Annotated in this window: 20 protein-coding genes and 1 tRNA gene; 12 read left to right on the top strand and 9 right to left on the bottom strand. The window is 69.3% G+C overall.

Features of this window, described 5'->3' with window-relative positions:
- Nucleotides 1-3: 3 nt before the first annotated feature.
- The gene (locus tag EZE58_RS17135; RefSeq protein WP_167560186.1) at nt 4-1317 is read right to left on the bottom strand and encodes an ISL3 family transposase; all 1314 of its coding nucleotides are present in this window, start codon (nt 1315-1317) and stop codon (nt 4-6) included.
- Between the two features lie 674 nt (nt 1318-1991).
- The gene (locus tag EZE58_RS17130) at nt 1992-2669 is read right to left on the bottom strand and encodes a DUF998 domain-containing protein (protein WP_131247559.1); all 678 of its coding nucleotides are present in this window, start codon (nt 2667-2669) and stop codon (nt 1992-1994) included.
- A 222-nt stretch (nt 2670-2891) separates the two neighbouring features.
- On the opposite strand from EZE58_RS17130, the gene EZE58_RS17125 reads away from it, so the two are divergent.
- Entirely contained in the window at nt 2892-3296 is a 405-nt protein-coding gene (locus tag EZE58_RS17125) for a hypothetical protein (protein WP_167560974.1), read from the top strand.
- A 251-nt stretch (nt 3297-3547) separates the two neighbouring features.
- Here the strand turns inward: EZE58_RS17125 and EZE58_RS17120 are convergent, their stop codons facing one another.
- Nucleotides 3548-4081 carry a YdeI/OmpD-associated family protein gene (locus tag EZE58_RS17120; protein WP_131247561.1) on the bottom strand — a complete coding sequence of 178 codons (534 nt, stop codon included), beginning with the start codon at nt 4079-4081 and terminating at the stop codon, nt 3548-3550.
- A 212-nt stretch (nt 4082-4293) separates the two neighbouring features.
- Between EZE58_RS17120 and bioB the strand changes: the two genes are divergently transcribed.
- From bioB to bioD, 4 genes are read left to right on the top strand one after another with little or no spacing between them, the layout of a single operon-like run.
- Entirely contained in the window at nt 4294-5487 is a 1194-nt protein-coding gene (gene bioB / locus EZE58_RS17115) for a biotin synthase BioB (protein WP_131247563.1), read from the top strand.
- On the top strand, nt 5480-6802 hold the full coding sequence (locus tag EZE58_RS17110) for an adenosylmethionine--8-amino-7-oxononanoate transaminase (RefSeq protein WP_131247565.1): 1323 nt from the start codon (nt 5480-5482) through the stop codon (nt 6800-6802). The genes bioB and EZE58_RS17110 overlap by 8 nt, the downstream gene beginning before the upstream one ends.
- Complete coding sequence (locus tag EZE58_RS17105; RefSeq protein ID WP_131247567.1) at nt 6799-7968, top strand: 8-amino-7-oxononanoate synthase; 1170 nt, start codon at nt 6799-6801, stop codon at nt 7966-7968. Before EZE58_RS17110 ends, EZE58_RS17105 begins: the two co-directional genes overlap by 4 nt.
- Nucleotides 7965-8777 carry an ATP-dependent dethiobiotin synthetase BioD gene (gene bioD / locus EZE58_RS17100; protein ID WP_131247569.1) on the top strand — a complete coding sequence of 271 codons (813 nt, stop codon included), beginning with the start codon at nt 7965-7967 and terminating at the stop codon, nt 8775-8777. Before EZE58_RS17105 ends, bioD begins: the two co-directional genes overlap by 4 nt.
- A 31-nt stretch (nt 8778-8808) precedes the next feature.
- Here bioD and EZE58_RS17790 read toward each other — a convergent pair whose 3' ends face one another.
- From EZE58_RS17790 to EZE58_RS17085, 3 genes are read right to left on the bottom strand one after another with little or no spacing between them, the layout of a single operon-like run.
- The gene (locus EZE58_RS17790; protein ID WP_131247571.1) at nt 8809-10287 is read right to left on the bottom strand and encodes a 3-hydroxyacyl-CoA dehydrogenase NAD-binding domain-containing protein; all 1479 of its coding nucleotides are present in this window, start codon (nt 10285-10287) and stop codon (nt 8809-8811) included.
- Nucleotides 10284-11195 (bottom strand): 3-keto-5-aminohexanoate cleavage protein, encoded by a 912-nt coding sequence (locus tag EZE58_RS17090; RefSeq protein ID WP_131247573.1) that lies wholly within the window; start codon nt 11193-11195, stop codon nt 10284-10286. Before EZE58_RS17090 ends, EZE58_RS17790 begins: the two co-directional genes overlap by 4 nt.
- A gap of 12 nt (nt 11196-11207) precedes the next feature.
- Nucleotides 11208-12065 carry a TetR family transcriptional regulator gene (locus EZE58_RS17085; protein ID WP_009375514.1) on the bottom strand — a complete coding sequence of 286 codons (858 nt, stop codon included), beginning with the start codon at nt 12063-12065 and terminating at the stop codon, nt 11208-11210.
- Between the two features lie 166 nt (nt 12066-12231).
- Here EZE58_RS17085 and EZE58_RS17080 point away from each other — a divergent pair, with 166 nt between their 5' ends.
- Entirely contained in the window at nt 12232-13638 is a 1407-nt protein-coding gene (locus tag EZE58_RS17080; protein WP_040340985.1) for an aminotransferase class V-fold PLP-dependent enzyme, read from the top strand.
- Between the two features lie 77 nt (nt 13639-13715).
- Here the strand turns inward: EZE58_RS17080 and EZE58_RS17075 are convergent, their stop codons facing one another.
- Nucleotides 13716-14393: a hypothetical protein gene (locus EZE58_RS17075; protein ID WP_063250621.1), complete on the bottom strand. Its 678-nt coding sequence runs from the start codon at nt 14391-14393 to the stop codon at nt 13716-13718.
- 93 nt (nt 14394-14486) lie between these two features.
- On the opposite strand from EZE58_RS17075, the gene EZE58_RS17070 reads away from it, so the two are divergent.
- The 4 genes from EZE58_RS17070 (at nt 14487) to EZE58_RS17055 (ending at nt 18998) form a co-directional block, all read left to right on the top strand.
- The gene (locus EZE58_RS17070) at nt 14487-15932 is read left to right on the top strand and encodes a PLP-dependent aminotransferase family protein (protein WP_227007049.1); all 1446 of its coding nucleotides are present in this window, start codon (nt 14487-14489) and stop codon (nt 15930-15932) included.
- Nucleotides 15929-16918, top strand: coding sequence for a bile acid:sodium symporter (locus EZE58_RS17065; RefSeq protein WP_063250622.1), 990 nt, complete (start codon nt 15929-15931; stop codon nt 16916-16918). The genes EZE58_RS17070 and EZE58_RS17065 overlap by 4 nt, the downstream gene beginning before the upstream one ends.
- A 32-nt stretch (nt 16919-16950) precedes the next feature.
- Entirely contained in the window at nt 16951-18387 is a 1437-nt protein-coding gene (locus EZE58_RS17060; RefSeq protein ID WP_063250623.1) for an Ada metal-binding domain-containing protein, read from the top strand.
- An 80-nt stretch (nt 18388-18467) separates the two neighbouring features.
- On the top strand, nt 18468-18998 hold the full coding sequence (locus EZE58_RS17055; RefSeq protein ID WP_131247575.1) for a methylated-DNA--[protein]-cysteine S-methyltransferase: 531 nt from the start codon (nt 18468-18470) through the stop codon (nt 18996-18998).
- 206 nt (nt 18999-19204) lie between these two features.
- Here EZE58_RS17055 and EZE58_RS17050 read toward each other — a convergent pair.
- Nucleotides 19205-19277 (bottom strand) — tRNA-Ala (locus EZE58_RS17050).
- A gap of 80 nt (nt 19278-19357) precedes the next feature.
- Nucleotides 19358-19582: a hypothetical protein gene (locus EZE58_RS17045; protein ID WP_162909017.1), complete on the bottom strand. Its 225-nt coding sequence runs from the start codon at nt 19580-19582 to the stop codon at nt 19358-19360.
- Nucleotides 19583-20238: 656 nt separating this feature from the next.
- Between EZE58_RS17045 and EZE58_RS17040 the strand changes: the two genes are divergently transcribed.
- Both EZE58_RS17040 and EZE58_RS17035 read left to right on the top strand, forming a co-directional pair.
- Nucleotides 20239-21198: a universal stress protein gene (locus EZE58_RS17040; RefSeq protein ID WP_009375530.1), complete on the top strand. Its 960-nt coding sequence runs from the start codon at nt 20239-20241 to the stop codon at nt 21196-21198.
- A 2-nt stretch (nt 21199-21200) separates the two neighbouring features.
- The gene (locus tag EZE58_RS17035) at nt 21201-22064 is read left to right on the top strand and encodes an alpha/beta hydrolase (protein ID WP_009375531.1); all 864 of its coding nucleotides are present in this window, start codon (nt 21201-21203) and stop codon (nt 22062-22064) included.
- Nucleotides 22065-22117: the final 53 nt, after the last annotated feature.

Genomic DNA, 22117 nt, shown 5'->3' with positions numbered 1-22117 from the left:
GGCTCATCGTGTTTGAGGGTGTAGTAGTGGCCTGAATCCGCCGGTCTCGAGCAAGCTTCTCGCGATGTAGTGGGTCAGGTTCCTGAAGCCCAGGGCAGACCCGCGGAGGTGCTCGAGGCGGCCGTTGATGGCCTCCGATGGCCCGTTGGACGTGCCGGGGCGGTCGAAGAACGCGAGGATGTCGGCCGCGCGGCGCTTGATCGTCCGGCCGAGGGTGATCAGCTCGGGCAGATCCTTGGGGACGCCTGCGGAGAGTTCCGCGATCACGCGTTCGAAGATCTTCCTCCCGCGGGCGGGATCCTTGTGTCGGTAGGCGGCGACCGCGCGCTGGTAGACGTCCCAGGTGACCTCGACGGCGACATGATCGGGATGCTGGTCGAACACTGCCTCGAGCGTCGCGAGTTGGTGCTGCTTCAACAGTCCGAGCCCCGTCCTGAGCAGACGGCGGCAGCCGTAGAGCGGGTCGCCGGTCCGGCCGCGATGCCCGAGAGTCTCCTGCTGGACGCGCTGCCTGGTCTTGTCGAGCGCATCGCCGAACAGCTGAACGACATGGAAGGGATCCATCACGGCCGTCGCGTCGGGGATCTCTTCGCCGGCGGCGGTCTTGTAGCCGGTGAAGCCGTCCATCGCGACGACATCGATGCCATCGCGCCAGGCCTTGGGGCGTCCGGCGAGCCAGGTCTTGAAGGCGTGCTTCGAGCGGCCTGGGACCATGTCGAGCAGCCGGGCGGGGCCGGTCTTCTCGCGGGCCGGGGTGAGGTCGATGATCACGGTCACGTATTTGTCGCCGAGGCGCGTGTGGCGCCAGACGTGTTCGTCGACGCCGATCGTGGTCACCCCGTCGAACCTGCGGGGGTTGTCGATCAGGACGCGCCGGCCCTCGACGAGCACGGCGTCGTTGGCGGCATGCCAGGACACGTCGAGGGACTCCGCGACCCGCGCGACGGGCAGGTGCTGGCAGACGACAGCTTCCAGGGCCCACCGGATCGCGGCGCGAGTGAGTTTCCCCCGCGGCTCGGCCGCCGCCGTGGTGTCCTCGCGCCAGATCGTCCCACAGTCGGAGCATGCGAAGCGGCGGACGCGGACGAGGAGCGTCGTCGGCCGCCAACCCAGCGGGACATGCGCCAGCCGGCGGGCCTGTGTCCCGCGGGCGATGCCTTCGGCGCCGCAACCGCGACAGAACGGGTCGCGGTCAGTGACGCGGCATTCGAGTACCGCCTTGTCAGGATCGATCTGCTGGCCCGTGACGGTGAGGCCGTGCTCATCGAGGAGGCAGAACGCAGACAGGTCAGGGGCGGCGAAGGTACCGTGGAACATCGTCGAGGTCTTCCTGATGGACAGCGTGAGAACTTCCATCATCGGAAGGCCTCGACCTCGTCTCCGCGACCGCCACGCCGCCGGCTCGTCAACCGACGGCTACACCCTCATCCGCGAAGAGCCATGTAATCGCCCAACCTAATACCAAGGGTTACCAGCAGGGCGAATGGTGCCACCGGAGGCGATTACGGCCGACCGCGCAACGTCGTAGCTGATCCGCGAGTGCTGGGCGACGTGAGCAGACGACGTCCCCACCATGGAGAGACGACTCATCTGCTGATGCACCTCGTCTCCGCATTGTCTTTCTCAATACCGGGAGCCGTGGTAGCCTCCCAGATCGTCGTACGATGGATTCCGAACCGGTCCGCTAGCACTTGATTAGTCACTCCAGCGGCGTATTTGGCGAGCAGTCCAGCCCGATTGGAGGCGTTCAAACGGGTTTGAGACTGAAAAGAATTCTTCGGAACCGAGCCACGCTCATCGCGTCTGGTAGAGCCGGTGGGCGACCCGAAGGGTGGCGAGACCTCTTGAGAACACAGGAAAGCAGCGATTTGAGCGGTCGCCGGAAATTTAGAAAGCACGTCCTTAGTCCACCCCTACGAAGGCGCCGCGCGACCGCGGCGTTTTTCGCTTGTCTGCAGCGTCAAAGTGGCCCAAGCCCCGGCGTGCAAGTCTCAATGATGTCCACCCGATTCGGTGTGCTCTCGACGAGAATCGGTGAGACCGCGACCAGCGAGAACGGCGACGCCCACCGCGACGGTCCATACGGTCAGTGTGTCGAAGGAGAGGCGTTCGGCGATGCCGAAGCTCAGACCCGGAATCGCGGCCCCGTCGAGCGCGAGAAGGAACGCTGCGAACCCGATGACGGAGATGATGACGGTCGCGATCGTCAGCCCCCTGAAGAGTCCGCGGCCGGCCGAGACGGCGAGGAGGATCATCGCCACCCACTGCGCCAGGGCCTGGACAGCGGCAGCACTGTCGTGGAGGCCCGGCTGAAGATCCCACGGGGCGAATCCGACGACCACGACGCAGACACCGACGACGGCCATGAGGATCGTCCCTGCGCGACCGGACCGGTTGGACCAGCGTCCGTGGAGGAGCACGGCGCCGAGCGCCGTGAGGACACCGGAGACGACCATGCCGATGTTGAACACGGCGAACCACGGTGAGCACACCTCCCGAGGCTGGCCGCCTTCGGTGAACAGGCCGCAGACGGTGACTCCGAGATCGCTGATCGCATTCGCCGTCACGGAGTAGCCCTGTGGCCACTGCACGGCGACGACGAGCTGGATCGGCAGAAGCACGGCACTGGCCACCCACAGTGCGGCTCCGATGCGCCATCGCTGAGTCATCACGTCCCACCCTTCCGCCGGAGCATCCGAACCATCGCGCCGTGCTCGCCGGTGCGGCCCGACTGACCGTGGGGCTCCAAAGGGTTCATCGTAGGACACCGATCGGCAGCGGCACCCTTCCGACGCAGCCGGTGCGTGTCGTGTGGTGTCCGGTTCCGGCAAGGTGACTCGCCGGCGGGGAGGAGCGCGGAACATCGGCGGATCTCGGGCACAATCGTGTCCATGACCTTTTCACCAGGCAAGCGAGCGCGCGGCTCCTCGGCGACTCCGCGCACCCTCTTCATGAGCGGTCTTCTCGGCTTCGCCGGGACCATGCACTTCATCCGGCCGAAGACCTTCGATTCGATCGTGCCGCCCAGCCTCGGCAACCGGCGCGCCTGGACCTATGCCAGCGGCGTCGCCGAGATCGGCTGCGCGGCACTCCTGGCCGTTCCCGCCACGCGGCGCATCGGGGGCGCGGCGACGGCGGCACTCATGGTCGCTGTGTACCCGGCCAACATCTACACCGTGGTCAAACACTGGAAGTCACCGAAGGGCCGCGCGTTCGCGCTGGCCAGGCTGCCCCTGCAGATCCCGCTCGTGCAGATGTCGTGGGCGATCGCCCAAGGAGCAGATTCGCGCAGCTGAGCCCGAGGTGCCGTGGCTCGATGACACAGTGTGAACAGGCGCGTACTCGTGTGAACACACAGCACCAGGGCCGCCGATCACGGTGATAGGCATGAGGTCATGGATGTCGAGATCATCGCCGAGGACGCGGACATCGTGTGTGCCCAGCGCAATGTCATCGGCCGATTCCGGTTCGAATGCTGGGGCGAGCGGGACGGCAGGCGTCCGTGATCTCCGTGTACTGAGCCCCTGCGTACTGCCCTGCCGCGGGCTCAGCTCAGACCGATGAGCTTCCCGCTCTTCGACAGCTCGGGATCCGTGCAGGACGACAGGTCGAAGCAGCACGGCCGACGCTTCCCGTTCTCGAGCTTGTCGATGGCAACGCCGACCCGCTTGGCGCGGGTCGCCTCGCTCTTCGTCGCCTTGATCCAGCGGACCCACTCCCAGCGGGCCATCGGGGTGAGGCTCTCCCAGGTCTCATCGAGATCGCCGGCCTCATCGAGCGCCGACCGCAGATCCTCGGGAACGACGACCTCCGGCCATACCTTGGTCGGGGTGAGCGAGACGTGCACGGACTGACCGTCGCTCAGCCCCGTCCGGTCGCCGAGGTTGAGCCAGTGCCCCCTCATCCCATCGGGTTCGACGACGGTGGGGAACTCCGCCCCGTCGACGACCGCCTCGGCGGCCACCTGACCGCGTGAGGGCAGCTCCTGGCTGGCCTCGGCCGGCAAGCGGACGAGGGTGCGGTCGCCGAGGGTCTCCACCTCGGCGTCGAACGTGATCTCTGCCTGCTTCGTCGTCGTCATGACTCTCCTCATCCTGGACCGGACACGGGGATCAGCCACCCGAAAGCGGGCGGCCCTGTGGACTCCAGGATAGCCTCGGCGGATCAGCGGGGACTTCTCGATTCCTGACGGATGCGGTCGGGCGCACGAGTGGTCGGGCCGGGGCGCGGCAACGGCATCGGAGGCGCGAACGGTGAATTGACTTTTCCTGAACACTGTTCAATGATCTGGGCATGACGATGATGACGACTCTGGCCGAACGCGCCTGTGCCGGTGACCCTGCGACCGCCGAGGAAGCTCTGACGATCCTCCGCTCCGCCGACGACGAACTCCTCGACCTCGTCGCCGCCGCCGGTCGGGTCCGAAGGCACTTCTTCGGCCGATCGGTCAAGGTCAACTACCTCGTCAACCTCAAGTCGGGGCTCTGCCCCGAGGACTGCGGCTACTGCTCGCAGCGTCTGGGCTCGGACACCGAGATCCTCAAGTACTCGTGGCTGCCGGGCGACGAAGCCCGCCGGCAGGCGGAGTTCGGGCTGGCCGGAGGCGCCTCCCGCGTCTGCCTCGTCGCCAGCGGCCGCGGCCCCTCGAACCGGGACGTCGACCGTGTCGCGGCGATGACCGAGGACATCAAGGCGAACAACCCCGACGTCGAGGTCTGTGCGTGCCTCGGCTTCCTCAAGGACGGTCAGGCCGAGCGCCTGCGCACCGCCGGGGTCGACGCCTACAACCACAACCTCAACACCGCCGAGTCGAACTACGCGGAGATCTGCTCGACCCACACCTTCGCCGACCGCGTCGACACCGTGCAGCAGGCGCGCACGGCCGGACTCTCCCCGTGCTCGGGACTCATCGTCGGGATGGGGGAGTCGGATGAGCAGATCGTCGAGGCGATCCTCGCCCTGCGCGACCTCGACGCCGATTCGATCCCCGTCAACTTCCTCATCCCCTTCGAAGGCACGCCGTTGGCCGGCACCTACGAGCTCACCCCGCAGCACTGCCTCCGCATCCTCTGCGCCGTGCGACTGATGTGCCCCGACAGCGAGCTGCGCATCGCCGGCGGTCGGGAGATGCACCTGCGCACCCTCCAGCCGCTCGCCCTCCACGTCGCGAACTCCCTCTTCCTCGGCGACTACCTCACGAGCGAGGGACAGGACGCCGAAGCCGACCTCGACATGATCGTCGACGGCGGATTCTCCATCATCGGACACGAGAGCGCCGAGGCGCTGCGCGACCGGGTGCGCGCCGAGAAGGCCGCGCACACCGCCGCCTTCGGCGCACCGGAGCCAGCCGACGGGGCCGCACCCGCCTCGACCCTGCCGTGCGGGAAGACCGTCCCGAGTGGAGCCTCCGACGACGGCCGGGAGAACGTCCTCGTCCCGACCATTCGCCGTCGCGGCGCCGGCACCACGGTCTCACCGAATGCGTGAGACCGAGGAGGCGGCGAGCCTGCACTCGCGAGAGCAGGGACTGCTCTGGCATCCATACGGGGCCCTGGCCGACGGGTCGCACTTCGCCGTCTCCGGTGCCTCCGGCCCCCGCGTCGACCTCGTCGACCGGGACGGGGCGACGCTCACTGCCCTCGACGGGATGAGCTCGTGGTGGTCCGTCGTCCACGGATACCGCAACCCGGTGATCGACGACGCCCTCGCCCGGCAGCTGCAGACCTTCTCCCATGTGATGTTCGGCGGGCTCACCCACGCCCCGGCCGTCGAACTCGCCGAACGCCTCGTCGCTGTCACCCCGAGCCGCCTCGACCACGTCTTCCTCGCCGACTCCGGTTCCGTGTCGATCGAGGTCGCCCTCAAACTCGCCGTCCAATATCAGCAGGCACGCGGTCGTGACCGCGGCCGCTTCCTCGCCCTGCGCGGGGCCTACCACGGCGACACCACCGGCGCGATGAGCGTGTGCGATCCCATCGCGAGCATGCACGCGGACTTCCATGCCATGCTCCGACCCCAGGTCTTCGCCCCGCTGCCTCCGGCACCCGGCGCCGACGATGCCGAGGTCGACCAGTGGTGCGCGGCCGTCGACGCCCTCTGCGACAGGCACGGCGACGAACTCGCCGGGGTCATCGTCGAACCTCTGTTCCAAGGGGCCGGCGGGATGCGGCCCTACCATGTCCGTGCCCTCCAGCATCTCCACGCCCGGGCCCGCGACCTCGGCGCGGTCTTCATCGCCGACGAGATCGCGACGGGATTCGGGCGCACCGGGACCGCGTTCGCGTGCGATCGGGCAGGGATCACCCCGGACATCATGTGCCTGGGCAAGGCCCTCACCGGCGGATACATGACCCTCGCTGCGCTCATGTGCACCGGGGAGGTCGCCGAGGTGATCTCGGAGTCGAGCCGGCGCGCCCTCATGCACGGTCCGACCTTCATGGCCAACCCTCTGGCGTGCACCGCGGCCAGCGCCTCCCTCGACCTCCTCTTCGGCGAGAACGAGGACGGTGAGCCCGCGTGGGCGCAGGCGATCGCCCGCCTCAACGAGGGGTTGCGCACCCATCTGCGCCCCGCCGAGGCGTTGCCCGGGGTCGCCGATGTGCGCGTCGTCGGCGGCATCGGAGTCCTCGAGATGCACGAGCCCGTCGACATCGACACGGTCACCCGCACCGCCGCCGCCCACGGGGTGTGGCTTCGGCCCTTCCGCACGCACATCTACACGATGCCGCCCTACATCGCGACGAGCGCCGACGTCGCACAGATCGGCGCCGCGATGGTCGCCGCCGCAGGAGGCCGCCCATGACCGCAGCCCCGACCGTCACCGTCCCCACCGGCACCGCCCCCTCGGACAACCGGATCCTCGACCGTCTGCGCGAGCAGTCCGCGCAGCGCCGTGCTCAGGGCCTCGACCGCATCGACGCCGGCCCGTGCGGTCTCGACCTCGCCTCGAACGACTACCTCGGCCTCGCCGACCATCCCCGGGTCCGCACCGCCGCCCACGAGGCGATCACCGCGCTCGGCACCTCGGCGCGGGCCTCCCGGCTCGTCACCGGAACCACGCAGGCCCACCGCGACGCCGAGGCGGCACTGGCCGAGCTCACGGGCCGCGAGTCCGGGCTCGTCCTCTCCTCCGGATATGCGGCCAACCTCGCCGCCGTCACGGCGCTCAGCGGCCCCGACTGCCTCATCGTCTCCGACGCCCACAACCACGCCTCCCTCATCGACGCGTGCCGCCTCTCCCGGGCGTCCGTCCACCGGACACCGCATCTCGACCTGGCATCGACCGAACGGGCACTTGCGGAACGGTCCTGCCCCGAGGCGATCGTCCTCGTCGAATCCGTCTACTCCGTCCTCGGCGACGCCCCCGACCTCCCCGCACTCCTCGAACTGTGTCGGACCCACGACGCCCTCCTCATCATCGACGAGGCGCACGGCCTCGGCGTCGTCGGCGAGGGACGCGGCGCTTCCCGGTCGCTCGGCGAGGACGATCGCGTCATCGTCACGGCCACCCTGTCGAAGGCGCTCGGATCCCAGGGCGGAGCGGTGCTCGGACCCGCGACCGTGCGCGACGCGCTCGTCAACACCGCGCGGACGTTCATCTTCGACACCGGACTCGCCCCGGCGGCCGCGGCCGCCGCGACGGCGGCGCTCCGCCTCATCGCTGCGGGCGAGGCTCCGGTCGAGGGCCTGGCCGAGAACCGGCGCCGGCTCACCGCAGCCCTGGGAATCGCCGAACCGGTCGGAGCGGTCGCCTCCCTGCCGATGCCGTCGGCATCGACCGCCGTCGCTGCCCGAGACGAGCTCGCCCGCCGCGATGTCAGCGTCGGCTGCTTCCGGCCCCCATCCGTGCCCGACGGCATCTCCCGGCTGCGCATCACGTGCCGGGGAGACCTGAGCACGGAGCAGATCGATGACGCGGCTGCCCTCATCCGCACCGTCGCCGACGCCGCGGCAGCAGAACCCCGATGAACCGCTACGTCGTCGTCACCGGCACCGACACTGGGGTGGGCAAGACCGTGGCCACCGCCGCCCTCGCGGTGCGTCTGCGCCGGGCCGGACACCGGGTGCACATCCGCAAACCCGCCCAGACCGGACTCGTCGCCGACACCGATCCGCGCCGCAGTGCCCTCGAAGCCTCGTACACCGACGTCGTCACCCAGGGGGACGCCGAGATCGCCGGACGCCTCTCCGGAACACCGTCGTCGACGGCGGTGAGCCTCACCCTGCCCATGGCTCCTGCGGCGGCCGCGGAGCACGAAGGCGTGGACTTGCCGACGCCGCGAGCCCACGCCGAGGCGATCGTCGCGCTCGCACACCGGATGACCGAGGAGGCGGAGGTGGGGGAGACCGTTTCAGGGGCGGCTGCCGTCGTGTCCGGACGGCCCGAGCCATCCGTGCCCGGGGACAGCGTCATTCTCGTCGAAGGGGCCGGAGGTCTGCTCGTCGACCTCGGCGGGGGAGGCACCCTGGCCGACATCGCCGCAGAACTCGCCGACCTCGACCCGGCGTCGGGCCTGGCCGTCATCGTCGTCGTCCGGTCGGGACTCGGCACCCTCAACCACACGGCGCTCACCTGTGAGGCGCTGCGCACCCGGGGCCTGCCCGTGAGCGGCATCGTCCTCGGCGCCTGGCCGGGGGATCCCACCCCGGTCGAGGTCGACAACCGGCGTCGACTCGGCGAGTGCGGGCCGGTCGTCGGCGCCGTCCCGGAAGGCGCGGGCACTCTCGACCCGGAGACGTTCGCCGCCGCGGCCCCGGCCTGGACGGCGTTCGACTGACCGTCACCGGCCGGTCGAACGCCGTCACCGGTCAGCCGACGCTGCGCCCGCTCCACTCCGGGGTGGAGCGGGCCACCTCGGCGATGCGCTCAGCGATCTCCGTCGGGAACCCGACGGCCCGGTCCGCGTTCTGATCGACGTGGAGGGCGAGGATCTCCTCGGTCGCGACGACCCGGTCGTCGACGAGCATCTCGTAGGCGAGGTGGAGCTTCTTGGACCCCGCGGACACGAGCCGCGGACGCACGGTCAGCGTCGCCCCGAGCGAGACCTCGTCGAGGTAGCGGACATGCGACTCGACGGTGTAGAGGGAGCAGCCGCTCGCCGCACGATAGGCGGCGTCGAGACCGAGCTCGTCCATGACCTGATCGGTCGCGAAGCCGAAGACGAGGACGTAGAACGCCTCGGAGAGGTGCCCGTTGTAGTCGATCCACTCCTCACGCACCGGCGTCGAATAGTCGGCGAGCTGCCGGCCCTCCGCCGTCGCCGAGGCGGCGGGTGCAGAGGCCGTCGCAGAGGCCGTCGCTGAGGATTCGTCTGCCGACTGCGGGGTCGCGTCACCGGCGAGGGAGGCCGTAAGCCTGCGCAGGGCGACGATGCCGGCATCCCGTTCGGCGACGAGATCGGCGATCGAGCGCCCGTCCGCCTCGTCCTCGCAACCGGCGACGACGGCATCGCGCAGATCCGTCGTCAGCTCCGGGGCCTCGAGGCGGGTCCAGGGGGACTTGAGCGAGGGCCCGAAGTGATCGAGCATATGCCCCATCCCGCCGGGCCCGCCGGCGAGGTGGAAGGTGAGCATCGGCCCGTGGAAGGGCCAGCGCAGGCCCGGTCCGTCCGTGATCGACCGGTCGATCTGCTCGACGCTCGCCTCACCCTCGGCGACCATGTGCAGGGCCTCGCGCCACTGCGCCTCCTGGAGGCGGTTGGCGATGAACCCGGGCACCTCACGGTCCATGCGGATGACGGACTTCCCAATGAGGTCGTAGAACTCCGCGGCCCAGTCGACGGCCGCCGGCGCGGTCGCCTCCCCGCCGACCACCTCGACGAGGGGGATGAGATAGGGCGGATTGAACGGATGCCCGACGACGAAGCGTTCGGGGCGGGCCACCTCGGTGGCCATCTCCGTCATCGCGTACCCCGACGTTGAGGAGCCGACGACCACCGAGGCGGGGGTGAGGGCGTCGATGTCGGTCAGCAGCTGCCGTTTGAGGTCGAGGTTCTCCGGGGCCGACTCCTGGACGAAGTCGGTGCCGGCCAGCGCCTCGGCGAGGTCGGTGTGGATCGTCCATGCCGCCTTGTCGGCGCCGTCGACCATATCGAGTTCGGCCAGGGCGGGCCAGGCGGCGTTGATGAGCTGGGTGAGCCTGACCCCGGCGTTCGGGTCGGGGTCCCACACCTTGACAGTGAAGCCGCGGGCGAGGAAGTACGCGGCCCACCCGCCGCCGATCGTGCCCGCTCCGATGCATGTGATCGTGCGGACGGAGCCCGGGTCGGGGAAGGAGGTGTCAGTCACAGATCGGCTCCCTTCGCGGTCGGGGTCTGCACACGGAGATCGAGGATCTCGCGCGCCTCGGCGGGGGTGGCGACCTCGGCCCCGAGGTCCTCGATGATCGAGACGGCACGGTCGGTGAGCGCCTCGTTCGTCGCCTTGACGCCCTTGGAGATGTAGAGGTTGTCCTCGAGGCCGACGCGGGCGTGACCGCCGGCGAGGACGGACTGCGCGACCCACGGAAGCTGGTTGCGTCCGATTGCGAACGACGTGAACTCGGCCCCCTTGGGCAGGAGGTGGACCATCGCCTGGAGGAGGCCGGCATCGACCGGGGCGCCGTAGGGGATGCCCATGCACAGCTGGTAGAGCGGCGGCGGATCGATGAGCCCCTCCTCGACGAGGACGTTGGCGAACCAGAGGTTGCCGGTATCGAAGATCTCGAGCTCGGGGCGGACGCCGAGCGTCTGGATCTTCTTCGACCCCTCGCGAAGCATGTCGGGGGTCGAGACGTAGATGTTCGAGCCCTCACCGAAGTTGAGCGAACCGCAGTCGAGGGTGCAGATCTCGGGCAGGAGCTCCTCGACGTGGGGGAGACGCTCGAGGGCATTGACGAGATCGGTGCCGGGCATGTGCGTCGTCGGATCCTGCGGGTCGATGACGAGGTCACCGCCCATGCCGGCGGTGAGGTTGATGACCGGGTCGACGTCGGAGGCGCGGATGAGGCGGACGACCTCCCGGTAGTAGGCGACCTCCCGCGAGCCCTGCTTGGTCTCGAGGTCGCGGACGTGGATGTGGACGACCGACGCGCCCGCGCGGGCGGCGGCGATCGCATCGGCGGCGATCTCCTCGGGGGTGACCGGCACGTGCTCACTCTTGCCCGTCGTATCGCCGGCGCCGGTGACGGCGCACGTGAGGATGACCTTGCGATTCATGATGACTCCTCGTCAGTCGGTGGATGGGTCGGTTGTGCCGGGCGCGATGATCGCCCGCTGTACGTAGTCCTCGAGACGGTCACGGAACGTCGGGACGTCCATGATCCCGGTGACGACCTTGATGCCGAGTCCGTCGAGGACGGAGGTGAGCTCGTCGGTCATCGGTCCGGAGTCTCCGGGACGGAACACTCCGCGGGCCTGGCCGTCCTCGATCGTCGCCCGCACCGTGCGCGACCACCGGTCGTAGCCGGCCGGATAGGCCGATTCGTCGGGATCCTCGACGGCGAGGCGACTCCACGTCTGGATCCAGATCGACCACTCGCTGCGGGCGCGGGGACCGATCGGGGACTGCAGCTCGAGGAGCCGCTCGAGGCGACGCCTGGGGGAGACGATCTCATCGAGCCACGCGACCTGCCGGTCGAAGGCGAGCTTGACCGAGAACTCGAGGGTGGCGTCGAAGAGTTCGGACTTGCCGTCGAAGTGGTAGTGCACGGCCGCGCTCGAGACTCCGGCCGCCTCGGCGATGTCGGCGATGCGCACCGCGTCGTAGCCGCGGCGGGCGAAGAGATCCCAGGCGGTTTCGACGATGAGACGCCGCGGCGAATCCGGATCGACGGCGGCGGCCGGGGCCGCGTCGCGCAGCCCGGTCGGCACGGCCGAGACCGTCGATTCGTCTCCGAGCAGCCAGCGCACCGTCACCCCGGTCGCCGTGGCGAGGCCGAGGAGCTCTTCGGCGGTGAACCTGCGCCGACCCGAGAGCGACTTCGACAGCTTCGTCTCGTCGATGCCGATGACTCGAGCGAGATGACGCTGGGACAGTCCGCTCTCGGCGACGGACTCCCGTGCTCGAGCGGCGATCGTGGCAGCCATGCTTCGAACCTACCCGAGCCCCTGCGGGAATCGCAAGCATATGTGATGAGAAGTCAGAACTTGCGATCGGTGGATTCGGGAATCGCCGGGCGGTCGCGGTCCGGTGGTCGGTCGTTCCGGGTTGCGTTCGCCCCGCCGACCTCCCGCAGCGGATATCCTCGAACGGATGAACACCACGCACTCACCCTCGGAGGCACCCATGGACACCGATCTCCACTCCCGCATGCACGTCGTCTCCGATGAGACCCAGAACCTCGTCAACCTCGTCCTCGACTACTCCCGACGCCGGACCCTGTCCGTCGACACCCCGCTCGACCATCCGATGAAGGATTCCGAGCTCACCCGCCTCGCCGGTCCGACGATCAGCGAGGAGGGCGTGGGATCGGCGCGGGCGCTGGCGATCTTCGAGCACATCTTCGCTCCTGCCTGCATCACCACCGACCACCCGAAGTACCTCTCCTTCATCCCCAGCGCACCGACGAAGGCCGCTGTCGCCTTCGACCTGGTCGTCTCCGCCAGTGCCCTCTACGGCGGCTCGTGGCTCGAGGGCGCGGGAGTCGTCCACGCCGAGAACGAGGTCCTCTCGTGGCTCGCCGCCGAGTTCGGTCTGCCGAAGACGGCAGGCGGCGTCTTCGTCCAGGGCGGGACGATCGGCAATCTCTCCGCCCTCGTGGCCGCCCGTGAGGCCCAGAAGGCGAAACTCGGGGACAAGCGCCCCGGCCGCTGGGTCATCGTCTGCAGCGCCGAGGCGCATTCCTCCGTCGCCTCGGCCGCCGCCGTCATGGACGTCGACGTCGCCCCCGTTCCCACCGACGACGACGGCATCCTCCGTCCCGACGGGGTGCGTGCGGCCCTCGAGGAGCACGGCGACGCCGTCATCGCCGTCGTCGCGACCTCGGGCACGACGAACTTCGGCACGATCGACGACATCGCCGGGATTGCCGCCTTGAAGAAGGAGTTCGACTTCTGGCTCCACATCGACGGCGCCTACGGCCTCGCGGCGATGCTCTCTCCGCTGGCCAAGCACAAGTTCGCCGGCGTCGAGGATGCCGACTCGGTCATCGTCGACCCGCACAAGTGGCTCTTCGCCCCCTTCGATGCCTGTGCGCTCATCTACCGCGACCCGCGCAACGGGCGCCGTGCGCACACCCAGCACGCTGAGTACCTCGACACGCTCACCGAATCCGACGAGTGGAGCCCCTCGGACTACGCGATCCAGCTCACCCGCCGGCCCCGCGGCCTGCCGCTGTGGTTCTCCCTGGCCAGTTACGGGGCGGAGACCTACCGGGCGGCGATCAGCCATTCGATCGAGCTTGCCCGCGAGATCAGCACCGAGATCAGGAAGCGGCCCAACCTCCGCCTCGTCCGCGACCCCGAGCTCTCGGTCGTCGTCTTCGAACGCGTCGGCTGGGAGCGCGCGGACTACGACGCGTGGTCGGACCGGCTTCTCGAAGAGCAGCGGGCCTTCGTCGTGCCCAGCTCGCACAAGGGCAAGCCGAATGCGCGGTTTGCGATCGTCAATCCGCTGACAACCTTCGACGACCTCGTCGACATCCTCGACACGATGGAATGAGGCTCATCGGCACCGTGCGTGCCCGATGACGACGGCGACCGGCCGGGTGCCCGCAACGGGCACCCGGCCGGTGCCGTTCACTCGTCGGGCGAGGCCGTGCGGCGGGGGCGGAGTGCGACGGTGAAGAAGGGCAGCAGCGCCTGGGTGATCGGTCCGATGCTCACGGCGTAGAGGGCGGTGCCGATGCCGACGACGCCGCCGAGCGCCCAGCCGACGGCGACGACGGTGACCTCGATGAGTGTGCGCACGAGGCGGATCGAGCGTCCCGTGACACGGGAGAGGCCGGTCATAAGCCCGTCGCGGGGTCCGGGCCCGAGCTGTGAGCCGATGTACATCGCCGAGGCGACGCCGTTGAGGACGACGCCTGCGACGAGGAGGACGATGTTCCACCCCAGCGCCTCTGGGCGGGGGAGGAAGAGGAGCGTGAGGTCGAGCGCGGGACCGATGCTCAGCGCATTGAGCACGGTGCCGAGCCCCGGCTGCTGTCGCAGCGGGATCCAGGCGAGGAGGACGAGCACCGAGGTGATCGTGATGATCGTGCCGAAGGTGAGCGGGACGTGGCGGAGGATCCCCGAGTGGAGGACGTCCCAGGGGATCATGCCGAGACCGGAGACGACGACCATCGCCATCGACGCGCCGTAGAGGTAGAGGCCGACGACGAGCTGGAGAAGCCGGCGGGGGAGTCGGCCGCCTCGGAGCTGTTCGAGGGGACCGGCGTTCGCCAGTTCCCGGCGCTGCGGTGGAGTCGTGGGCATGGAGTGCTCTTTCGGTGGGGTCTGTGTTGTCGTCACCCCATCATGGACCGGATTGGCATTGCGAAAAAGAGCCAATTGCAGGAAAGTGGTTCTATGACGACGATGAGCGCCCGACGACTCGCAGCCATCATCGGCACGGGACCGTGGCCCGCCCCGGCCTACGACTCCCTGGCCGGGACGATCGCCCACGCCATCACCGACGGCCGCGTTCCCGTCGGCGTGCGCCTGCCGAGCGAACGGGAACTCGCCGCAGCGCTCGGCCTGTCGCGGACGACGTCGACGCGGGCCTATGCGCAGCTGCGCGAACTCGGCTACGTGCGCACCCGCCGCGGTTCGGGCAGTCTCGTCGAACTGCCGCAGGTGCCCGGCGGCAGGATCGACCACCTCCTCTCACCGACCGGTCCCGCCGCCGACGGGATCGACCTCACGTGCACTGCCACCGTCGCCCCCATCGGACTCCTCGACGCCTATGAACGCGCGCTCTCCCAGCTCCACGCGTACCTTCCCGGCACGGGGTACTACCCCTCGGGGATCCCGCAGCTGCGCGAACTCATCGCCGACCGGTACACCCGTCGCGGACTGCCCACCCGTCCCGACGACATCCTCATCACCTCCGGGGCGCTCGGTGGTGCCGCCATCGGCATCCGCGCGCTGCTCAACGGCAGCGGCGGCGTGCTCGTCGAGAGTCCGAGCTACCCGAATGCGATCGCGACGATCGCCGCCGCCGGCGCCCGCATCGTGCCCTATCCGCTCGAGATCACCGAGGCGGGACACCACTGGGACGTCGCGGCGATGGGGCAGACGATGCGCGAAGGGCGAGTGCGCGCCGCCTATCTCATCCCCGACTTCCACAACCCCACCGGTGCCCTCATGCCGACCGAACAGCGCGTCGAACTCGCCGAGGAGCTCACCCGCTCCTCCGTCGTGCCTGTCATCGACGAATCCCTCGTCGACCTCGGGCTCGACGGGATTGCACCGCAGACCCCACTCGGTGCATTCGCGCCCGACGCGATCTCCGTGGGGAGCATGAGCAAGGTCTTCTGGGGCGGCGTGCGCATCGGCTGGATGCGGGTGCCCGCGTCCCGAATGGACGACGCCGCGGCCGTGCGCCTCACCCTCGACCTCGGGGCACCGGTGCTCGAACAGCTCGTCGCCGCCGAGCTCCTCGCCGCCGACGACGCGATCCTCATGCAGATGCGCGCCCGCCTTGCCGTCGCCCGTGACCGACTCGTCGACGACCTCCGGGCGCTCCTGCCGAGCTGGCACGTCGTCGTGCCGTCCGGGGGCATGGCCCTGTGGGTGCGCCTGCCCGAGGAGCGCTCCGGAGCCCTCGTCTCCGCTGCGCTCGCGCATGGGCTCACGCTCGCCTCAGGGCCGAACTTCGCCCCCGCCGGTGGTCTCGACCGCTGGATCCGCGTGCCCTTCACGGTCGCCGAGGCGGAGCTTGCCGACGTCGCCCCCCGCCTGGCCGCGGCGTGGGAGGATGCACAGGCGATGTCCGATCCGCGCCCAGCCGATCGCGCGCGGATCGTCGCATGAGCACCGGCGCGGCTGCCGTCTCGGAGTGGCTGACCCGGCATACGGCGCCGGCCTGTCTCGGTGCCATCGTCATCGGCGTGCTGCTCGGCACGCTCGTCCCCGGTCCCGGCGAGGCGGCCTCAGTCCTCGTCACACCGGCCCTCGTCGTCCTCCTCGTCACGACGTTCACCGAGATCCCGCTCGAACGGCTCACCGGGATGCGCGGTGGGGGACGCTTCGCCGTCACCGTCCTCGTGCTCAACTTCGTCCTCGTCCCCCTCGTCGTCGCGGGCCTCCACTGGGCGATCCCGCTGGCGAGCACGATCGTCGTCGCCGTCCTCATCGTCCTCCTCGCCCCGTGCATCGACTACGTCATCGTCTTCACCGGCCTCGCCGGCGGCGCAAGCGCACGCCTGCTCGCGCTCACCCCCGTCCTCATGGTCGTCCAGATCGTCCTCCTTCCGGTCTGGCTGCGCCTCATCCTCGGTGAGCGTGCGACCGTGCTCATCACCCCGGGCCCGTTCCTCGCAGCCCTCGTCACCTTCATCGTCGTCCCCCTTCTCGCCGCGCTGGTCCTCCGTCTGCTCGCCCGCCGCTCGGCCTGTGCCCGACGCACCCTCAGCGTCAGCGAGCACGTGATGATGCCGGTCATGCTCCTCACGTTCATCGTCATCACCGCCGCCGAGGTGCGCACCGTCCTGCCGTACCTGCCCGACCTCGGACCGGCGGTCCTCGCCTGCGTGCTCTTCGCAGCCGTCATGGTCGGCCTCGGATGGGGCATCGGCCGGGTGGTGCTCGCCGACGGAGGAGAGAGGCGTGCGCTCGTCTTCACCGGGGTGACCCGCAACTCCCTCGTCGTGCTTCCGCTCGTCCGCGCCGTCGATCGTGAGGGACCCGGCACGGCCGCCGTCGTCACGCAGACTCTCGTCGAACTCGTCGTCATGGCTGTCCTCGTCTGGCTCGTCCCGCGGATAGTCCCCTCAACTGCGATGTCCGAAAACCGCTAGCACTGGTCTCCTGGGAGGAGCAGAATAGCCGTATGCTCACTTCGGACCAGTGCTATCAGGCGGTGACCGGACGCGACCGGCGCTTCGACGGAATGTTCTTCACCGCCGTGGCGACGACCCGGATCTTCTGCCGACCCTCGTGTCCGGCACGCACCCCGCTGCGGGAGAACGTCGACTTCTTTCCGACGGCTGCGGCCGCGGTCGAAGCAGGGTATCGGGCATGCAAGCGCTGCCGTCCCGATGTCAGCCCCGGTTCCCCGGACTGGGACGTCCGCGCCGATGTCAGCGCCCGGGCGTTCCGCCTCATCCGCGACGGTCTCGTCGACCGCGCCGGAGTCTCCGGGCTCGCGTCGGCGCTCGGATACAGCAGCCGCCAACTCGGTCGCGTCCTCCACGCCGAACTCGGTGCCGGCCCCCTGGCCCTGGCCCGCAGCGAACGAGTGCGCACTGCCCGGACCCTCGTCGAATCGACGGGGATGACGATGAGCGAGGTCGCCTTCGCCTCGGGATTCTCGAGCATCCGACAGTTCAACGACACGTTCAAGGACACGTACGGCATGGCCCCGGGTCGGCTGCGCACGGGTGCGGCTCCCGCCCGCGCCGACGACCTCGCGGTACGTCTGGCGTACCGTGCCCCCATCGACCTCGACCACCTCTTCGCCTACCTCGGGCTGCGCGAGATCCCCGGAGTCGAGGACGTCGGGGCCCATCACTACAGTCGTTCGCTGCGCCTCGCCCACGGGCCCGCCATCATCACGCTCACCCCCGGCGACGGCGACTTCGTCACCTGCCGACTGCGCCTGACCGACACCCGGGACCTCGGGGCAGCCGTGGCGCGGGCGCGACGCATCCTCGACCTCGATGCCGACCCCGCCGCGGTGCACTCGACCCTCACCGACGCCGGGCTCGGCGACCTCGTCGGCCGAATCCCGGGCATCCGCTCGCCCGGGCACGGGGAACCCGTCGAACTCGCCATCCGCACCGTCCTCGGACAGCAGATCTCCGTGCGCGCCGCCCAGACCCACCTGCGCCGACTCGTCGAGATCGCAGGGGAGAGCCTGCCCGAGGAGCTGCGTTGCGGCACCGTCGATCGGATCTTCCCCACCGCCGAGGCGATCACCGAGCTGACCGATGATGACTGGGCGCTGCCTCGGCGACGGATCGCGACCCTGCGCACATTGGCGCGAGCACTCGCGGACGGGACCATCGACCTCGGTCCGGGCACCGACCGGGATGAGGCGGCCCGAGCTCTGCTCGCCCTGCCAGGGATCGGACCGTGGAGCGTCGGCTATATCCGGATGGGCGCACTCGGCGACCCCGATGTCCTCCTCGCCTCCGACCTCGGAGTGAGGAAGGCTCTCGACGCCCTCCCGGTGCCGCTCACCGACGGGCAGCTCGCGGCTGCCCGACCGTGGCGGTCCTACCTCACCCACCTGCTGTGGGCAGCCCACGCGCGATCGGTGCCATGATGACGCCGACGCGCACCGGCCCAGCGCCGACCACACCAGACCAGACCATCCCAGCCGCGACATCCCAGAGAGGAACCGCCATGCGCTTCTCCGCACCGAACACCGACGTCCTGCACTTCACCTCCATCGACTCACCCGTCGGGGAGATCCTCCTCACCGCCGACGACGAGCACCTCACCGGGGTCTACCTCGACGGCTTCGAGGCCGTCCTCGAGCGGCTGTCCCTGCGCACCGGCGCCGAGGCGGTCGAGAGTCCCGACCTTCCCGTCCTCGTCTCAGCGTCTGCGCAGCTGGGGGAGTACTTCGCCGGACAGCGGACGACCTTCGAGCTGCCTCTTGCGCCGTCAGGCACCGACTTCCAGCTGCAGGTGTGGGAGGCGCTGACGACGATCCCGTTCGGCACCACAGCCGGCTACGGCGAACTCGCCGCGCGGATCGACCGTCCCAGGGCCTCGCGGGCGGTCGGTGCGGCGAATGGGAGGAATCCGATCAGCATCATCGTGCCCTGCCATCGGGTCATCGGCGCCAGCGGCGCGCTCACCGGCTACGCGTGGGGAGAGGAGCGCAAGCGCACGCTGCTCGACCTCGAAGGAGTGACGGCCCGCCGGTGATGACCGCGCGGTCTGGATCCGCATGGCATGGATCGATCCGTACCATGCGGACCGACACCGAGCGGTTGCCTCGGAGCGGTGCCGCAACTCACCTGGGAGAGAACGTTGCGCCGCAACTGACCCGGACGAGCACGCTGCGCTGCGGCACTGACCTGCGAGAACGACGAAGGCCCCGGACCGATCGGTCCGGGGCCTTCGCCCTGCGGTGGAGGTAAGGGGATTCGAACCCCTGACCTTCTCCATGCCATGGAGACGCGCTACCAACTGCGCCATACCCCCGCTTGCCTGATCAATATTACTCAGGCGGGGGCCACACGCCAAATCGACGGGAAGTGACGCTCGGCACAGTGGTGCACGGCTCAGGCGATCGGCCTCTGCGCGACGAAGAGGTCGAGGTCGCGGTTGCGCCGTGCCTCGAGCTCCTCACGACGGGCCTGGGCGCTGAGCTCGGCGATGCGGCGGTTGAGTGCGGCACGGGACGCCTGCGTCGCGTCGGCCTCGGGTCGTCTCGCCCAGGCAACGAGACGGAGACCGGCGGACAGGGCCACACGTCTGGGAAATGTGAATGCGAATGTAGTGGACACAATTGTTCCTTTGTGTTTTTCGGGCAGGGGGAATCCGCGGAAGACGGAAATGGCGAATACTGCTCCGAGGGCGCACAAATGCGCAGAACAGTGGTGGGAAATGCGTGCTGAGCTGAACTCGGATGCGCGGACGGGCTCGGCGATCTGCTGTGAGGCCGATGCGGTCGAAGCGCAGAGGAAAGCGCCGGTGTTCAGTCTGCCGGCGGAGAAGGAGGTGTCACACGGCTGTGATCAGCCGTCGAGTCCCAGTCCGCCGACCCAGCAGGCAGCGAGCGCACGGTTGCCTGTGCGAAGGTCCGTGAATGCGATGTCGAAGAGATTCATTGTGCTGCACTCCTTTCAGGGTCGTGGATCGTCGATGGGCCGCGTCGGAGCCCATTCGTGGAACTGTGCAATTGTCTGTGGGTGCGAATCCGTAATTGCACTGTCGAATTTATCACAGGCTGAGCAATTCGTGTGACTTCTGGTCATAGTTTCTGAACTTTTCTTTTCCGAATGCGGATTCACCCGCACAGGGGTTCCGATCGGGACCCGTCGTCGCGGTGTCCGCGGCGTCGGGCCGGGGTGCGTCGTCGTCCCCGCCCGGGCACCCCGGCAGGGTGGCCTCCTGACCACGTAGAATCACCTGGAGAGTCGCTACGAACCGGGAGAAGTCCATGACAGAGTCAGCTGCATCCGTTCCGCGCCTGGTCGTCGGATACATCGCCACCGATCGGGGTCGGGACGCCATCTCCCTGGCGATCTCCATCGCCCGGTCCGTCGAGATCGAGCTCGTCGTCACGATCGTCCGCCCGGAGTCCTCGACCTTCCACGCCGCGGGATCGATCCCCAAGGACGGGACCGGCATCGTCGCCCAGCAGCTCGACGAGTGGCTCGAAGAGGCACTGGCCCTCATCCCCGACGACATCGCTGCCCGCGGGGTCATCCACACCGCATCGAACGAGTCGAAGGGCCTCATGGAGGTCGCCTCCGACGAAGGAGCGGTGGCGATCGTCATCGGCGCCAGGGCGACGACGCTCATGCGCCAGTTCCGCATCGGCACCGTGGCGACCTCGCTGCTGCACTCCTCGGAGGTGCCCGTCGTCCTCGCGCCGGCCGGGCGCTCCGACATCGGTCCGGTCTCCCGGATCACGACGCTCTTCGGTGCCCGTCCCGGCGCCGCCGCTCTCATCGGCTCGGCGATCGAGGCCGCCACCGCCTTCGACGTCGACCTCCGCCTCGTCGCGCTCATCGAGAACGACGGCATGGCCGAGGACGAGATCGCCGAGGTCACGGAGTTCGCCGAGGAGTACGGGGGAGCAGTGCTCGCAGCACGAGCCTCTGACCTCTTCGCCTCAGGTCGGGCCACCGTCGTCTCCGAGGGGGGCGCCGACATCGAGGAGGCGGCCGAAAGCGTCGAATGGATCTCCGGCGAGCTCGCCTTCATCGGCTCGTCCCGCCTGGGACACGGTCGCGTCTTCATCGGAGCCCGCGCGCGCCGTCTGCTGCGCGTCCTGCCGGTGCCCGTCGTCGTCATCCCGCGCCGCACGCTCTCCCGCACCGACGACGCCACCGGAGCTGACACCTCGGCCCGAGCCGACGGCGATGCTCAGGCAGCCGCGGGCGAGCAGCGCTGAGCGTGGAGCCGGCCCACAGGCTCGACCTCGATGTCGCCGGTCACCCCACCCCGGTGTGGGTCCACCCCGGACGGGGGACCGGTCGACCGGTCCTCATCGTCCACGGCTTCCGCGGCGACCACCACGGACTCGACCGGATCGCGGCAGCGATGCGGCAGCGCACCGTCATCGTCCCCGATCTGCCGGGGTTCGGGGAGAATCCGCCCCTCAAGGACGGCCTGAGCCTCGAGTCCTATCTCGATCACCTCGAGGCCCTCATCGCCGAGGCGGCCGACCGCTGGGGTGCGCGCCCGATCGTCGTCGGGCACTCCTTCGGTTCGATCCTCGTCTCCCACCTCGCGGCGAGGCGGCCGACGACGGTCGACGAGCTCGTCCTCATCAATCCGATCACCTCGCCGGCTCTCGAGGGGTCGGCGCGCGTGCTCACCGCCCTCACCCGCCTCTACTACGCTCTCGGGGCGCGCCTGCCCGAATCGGCGGGGCGCGCCCTGCTCGGCCATCCGCTCATCGTGCGGCTGATGAGCGAGGTCATGGCGACGACCCGGGATCGCGGTCTGCGCCGCTACATCCACGACCAGCACGCGAGGTACTTCTCCACCTTCAGCGACCGGGCGTCCCTGGCCGAGGCCTTCGATGTCTCCGTCGCACACACCGTCACCGAGGTGGCCGACTCCCTGACGATGCCGCTGCTCGTCATCGCCGGCGACAGCGACGCGATCGCCCCGATCGAGGTCACCCGCGGGGTCGTTGCCGGCCTGCCCGACGTCCGCTTCGTTGAACTTCCCGGGGTGGGGCACCTCGTGCACTACGAGCGCCCTGATGAGGCCGCCTCGGCGATCGAGGAATTCGCCCGCGAATGCGACTGACCGCGCCGCGGACGGGCCACGGCGCGGTCAGGCGCGCAGTCGGGGAGCCGGGT

The organism is Brevibacterium sp. LS14, from assembly GCF_012027885.1.
GTDB classification, from domain to species: Bacteria; Actinomycetota; Actinomycetes; order Actinomycetales; family Brevibacteriaceae; genus Brevibacterium; species Brevibacterium casei.
Note: the sequence above shows the minus strand (reverse complement) of the source record. Positions and strands in the feature narration are given on the sequence as shown.

Coding starts and splice junctions, on each gene's coding strand:
- EZE58_RS17055 (WP_131247575.1), top strand. CDS start 18,468: ATGCGCTTCTCCGCACCGAACACCGACGTCCTGCACTTCACCTCCATC.
- EZE58_RS17070 (WP_227007049.1), top strand. CDS start 14,487: ATGACGACGATGAGCGCCCGACGACTCGCAGCCATCATCGGCACGGGA.
- EZE58_RS17090 (WP_131247573.1), bottom strand. CDS start 11,195: ATGAATCGCAAGGTCATCCTCACGTGCGCCGTCACCGGCGCCGGCGAT.
- EZE58_RS17085 (WP_009375514.1), bottom strand. CDS start 12,065: ATGGCTGCCACGATCGCCGCTCGAGCACGGGAGTCCGTCGCCGAGAGC.
- bioB (WP_131247563.1), top strand. CDS start 4,294: ATGACGATGATGACGACTCTGGCCGAACGCGCCTGTGCCGGTGACCCT.
- EZE58_RS17065 (WP_063250622.1), top strand. CDS start 15,929: ATGAGCACCGGCGCGGCTGCCGTCTCGGAGTGGCTGACCCGGCATACG.
- EZE58_RS17125 (WP_167560974.1), top strand. CDS start 2,892: ATGACCTTTTCACCAGGCAAGCGAGCGCGCGGCTCCTCGGCGACTCCG.
- EZE58_RS17130 (WP_131247559.1), bottom strand. CDS start 2,669: ATGACTCAGCGATGGCGCATCGGAGCCGCACTGTGGGTGGCCAGTGCC.
- bioD (WP_131247569.1), top strand. CDS start 7,965: ATGAACCGCTACGTCGTCGTCACCGGCACCGACACTGGGGTGGGCAAG.
- EZE58_RS17120 (WP_131247561.1), bottom strand. CDS start 4,081: ATGACGACGACGAAGCAGGCAGAGATCACGTTCGACGCCGAGGTGGAG.
- EZE58_RS17080 (WP_040340985.1), top strand. CDS start 12,232: ATGAACACCACGCACTCACCCTCGGAGGCACCCATGGACACCGATCTC.
- EZE58_RS17075 (WP_063250621.1), bottom strand. CDS start 14,393: ATGCCCACGACTCCACCGCAGCGCCGGGAACTGGCGAACGCCGGTCCC.
- EZE58_RS17105 (WP_131247567.1), top strand. CDS start 6,799: ATGACCGCAGCCCCGACCGTCACCGTCCCCACCGGCACCGCCCCCTCG.
- EZE58_RS17135 (WP_167560186.1), bottom strand. CDS start 1,317: ATGTTCCACGGTACCTTCGCCGCCCCTGACCTGTCTGCGTTCTGCCTC.
- EZE58_RS17110 (WP_131247565.1), top strand. CDS start 5,480: ATGCGTGAGACCGAGGAGGCGGCGAGCCTGCACTCGCGAGAGCAGGGA.
- EZE58_RS17040 (WP_009375530.1), top strand. CDS start 20,239: ATGACAGAGTCAGCTGCATCCGTTCCGCGCCTGGTCGTCGGATACATC.
- EZE58_RS17060 (WP_063250623.1), top strand. CDS start 16,951: ATGCTCACTTCGGACCAGTGCTATCAGGCGGTGACCGGACGCGACCGG.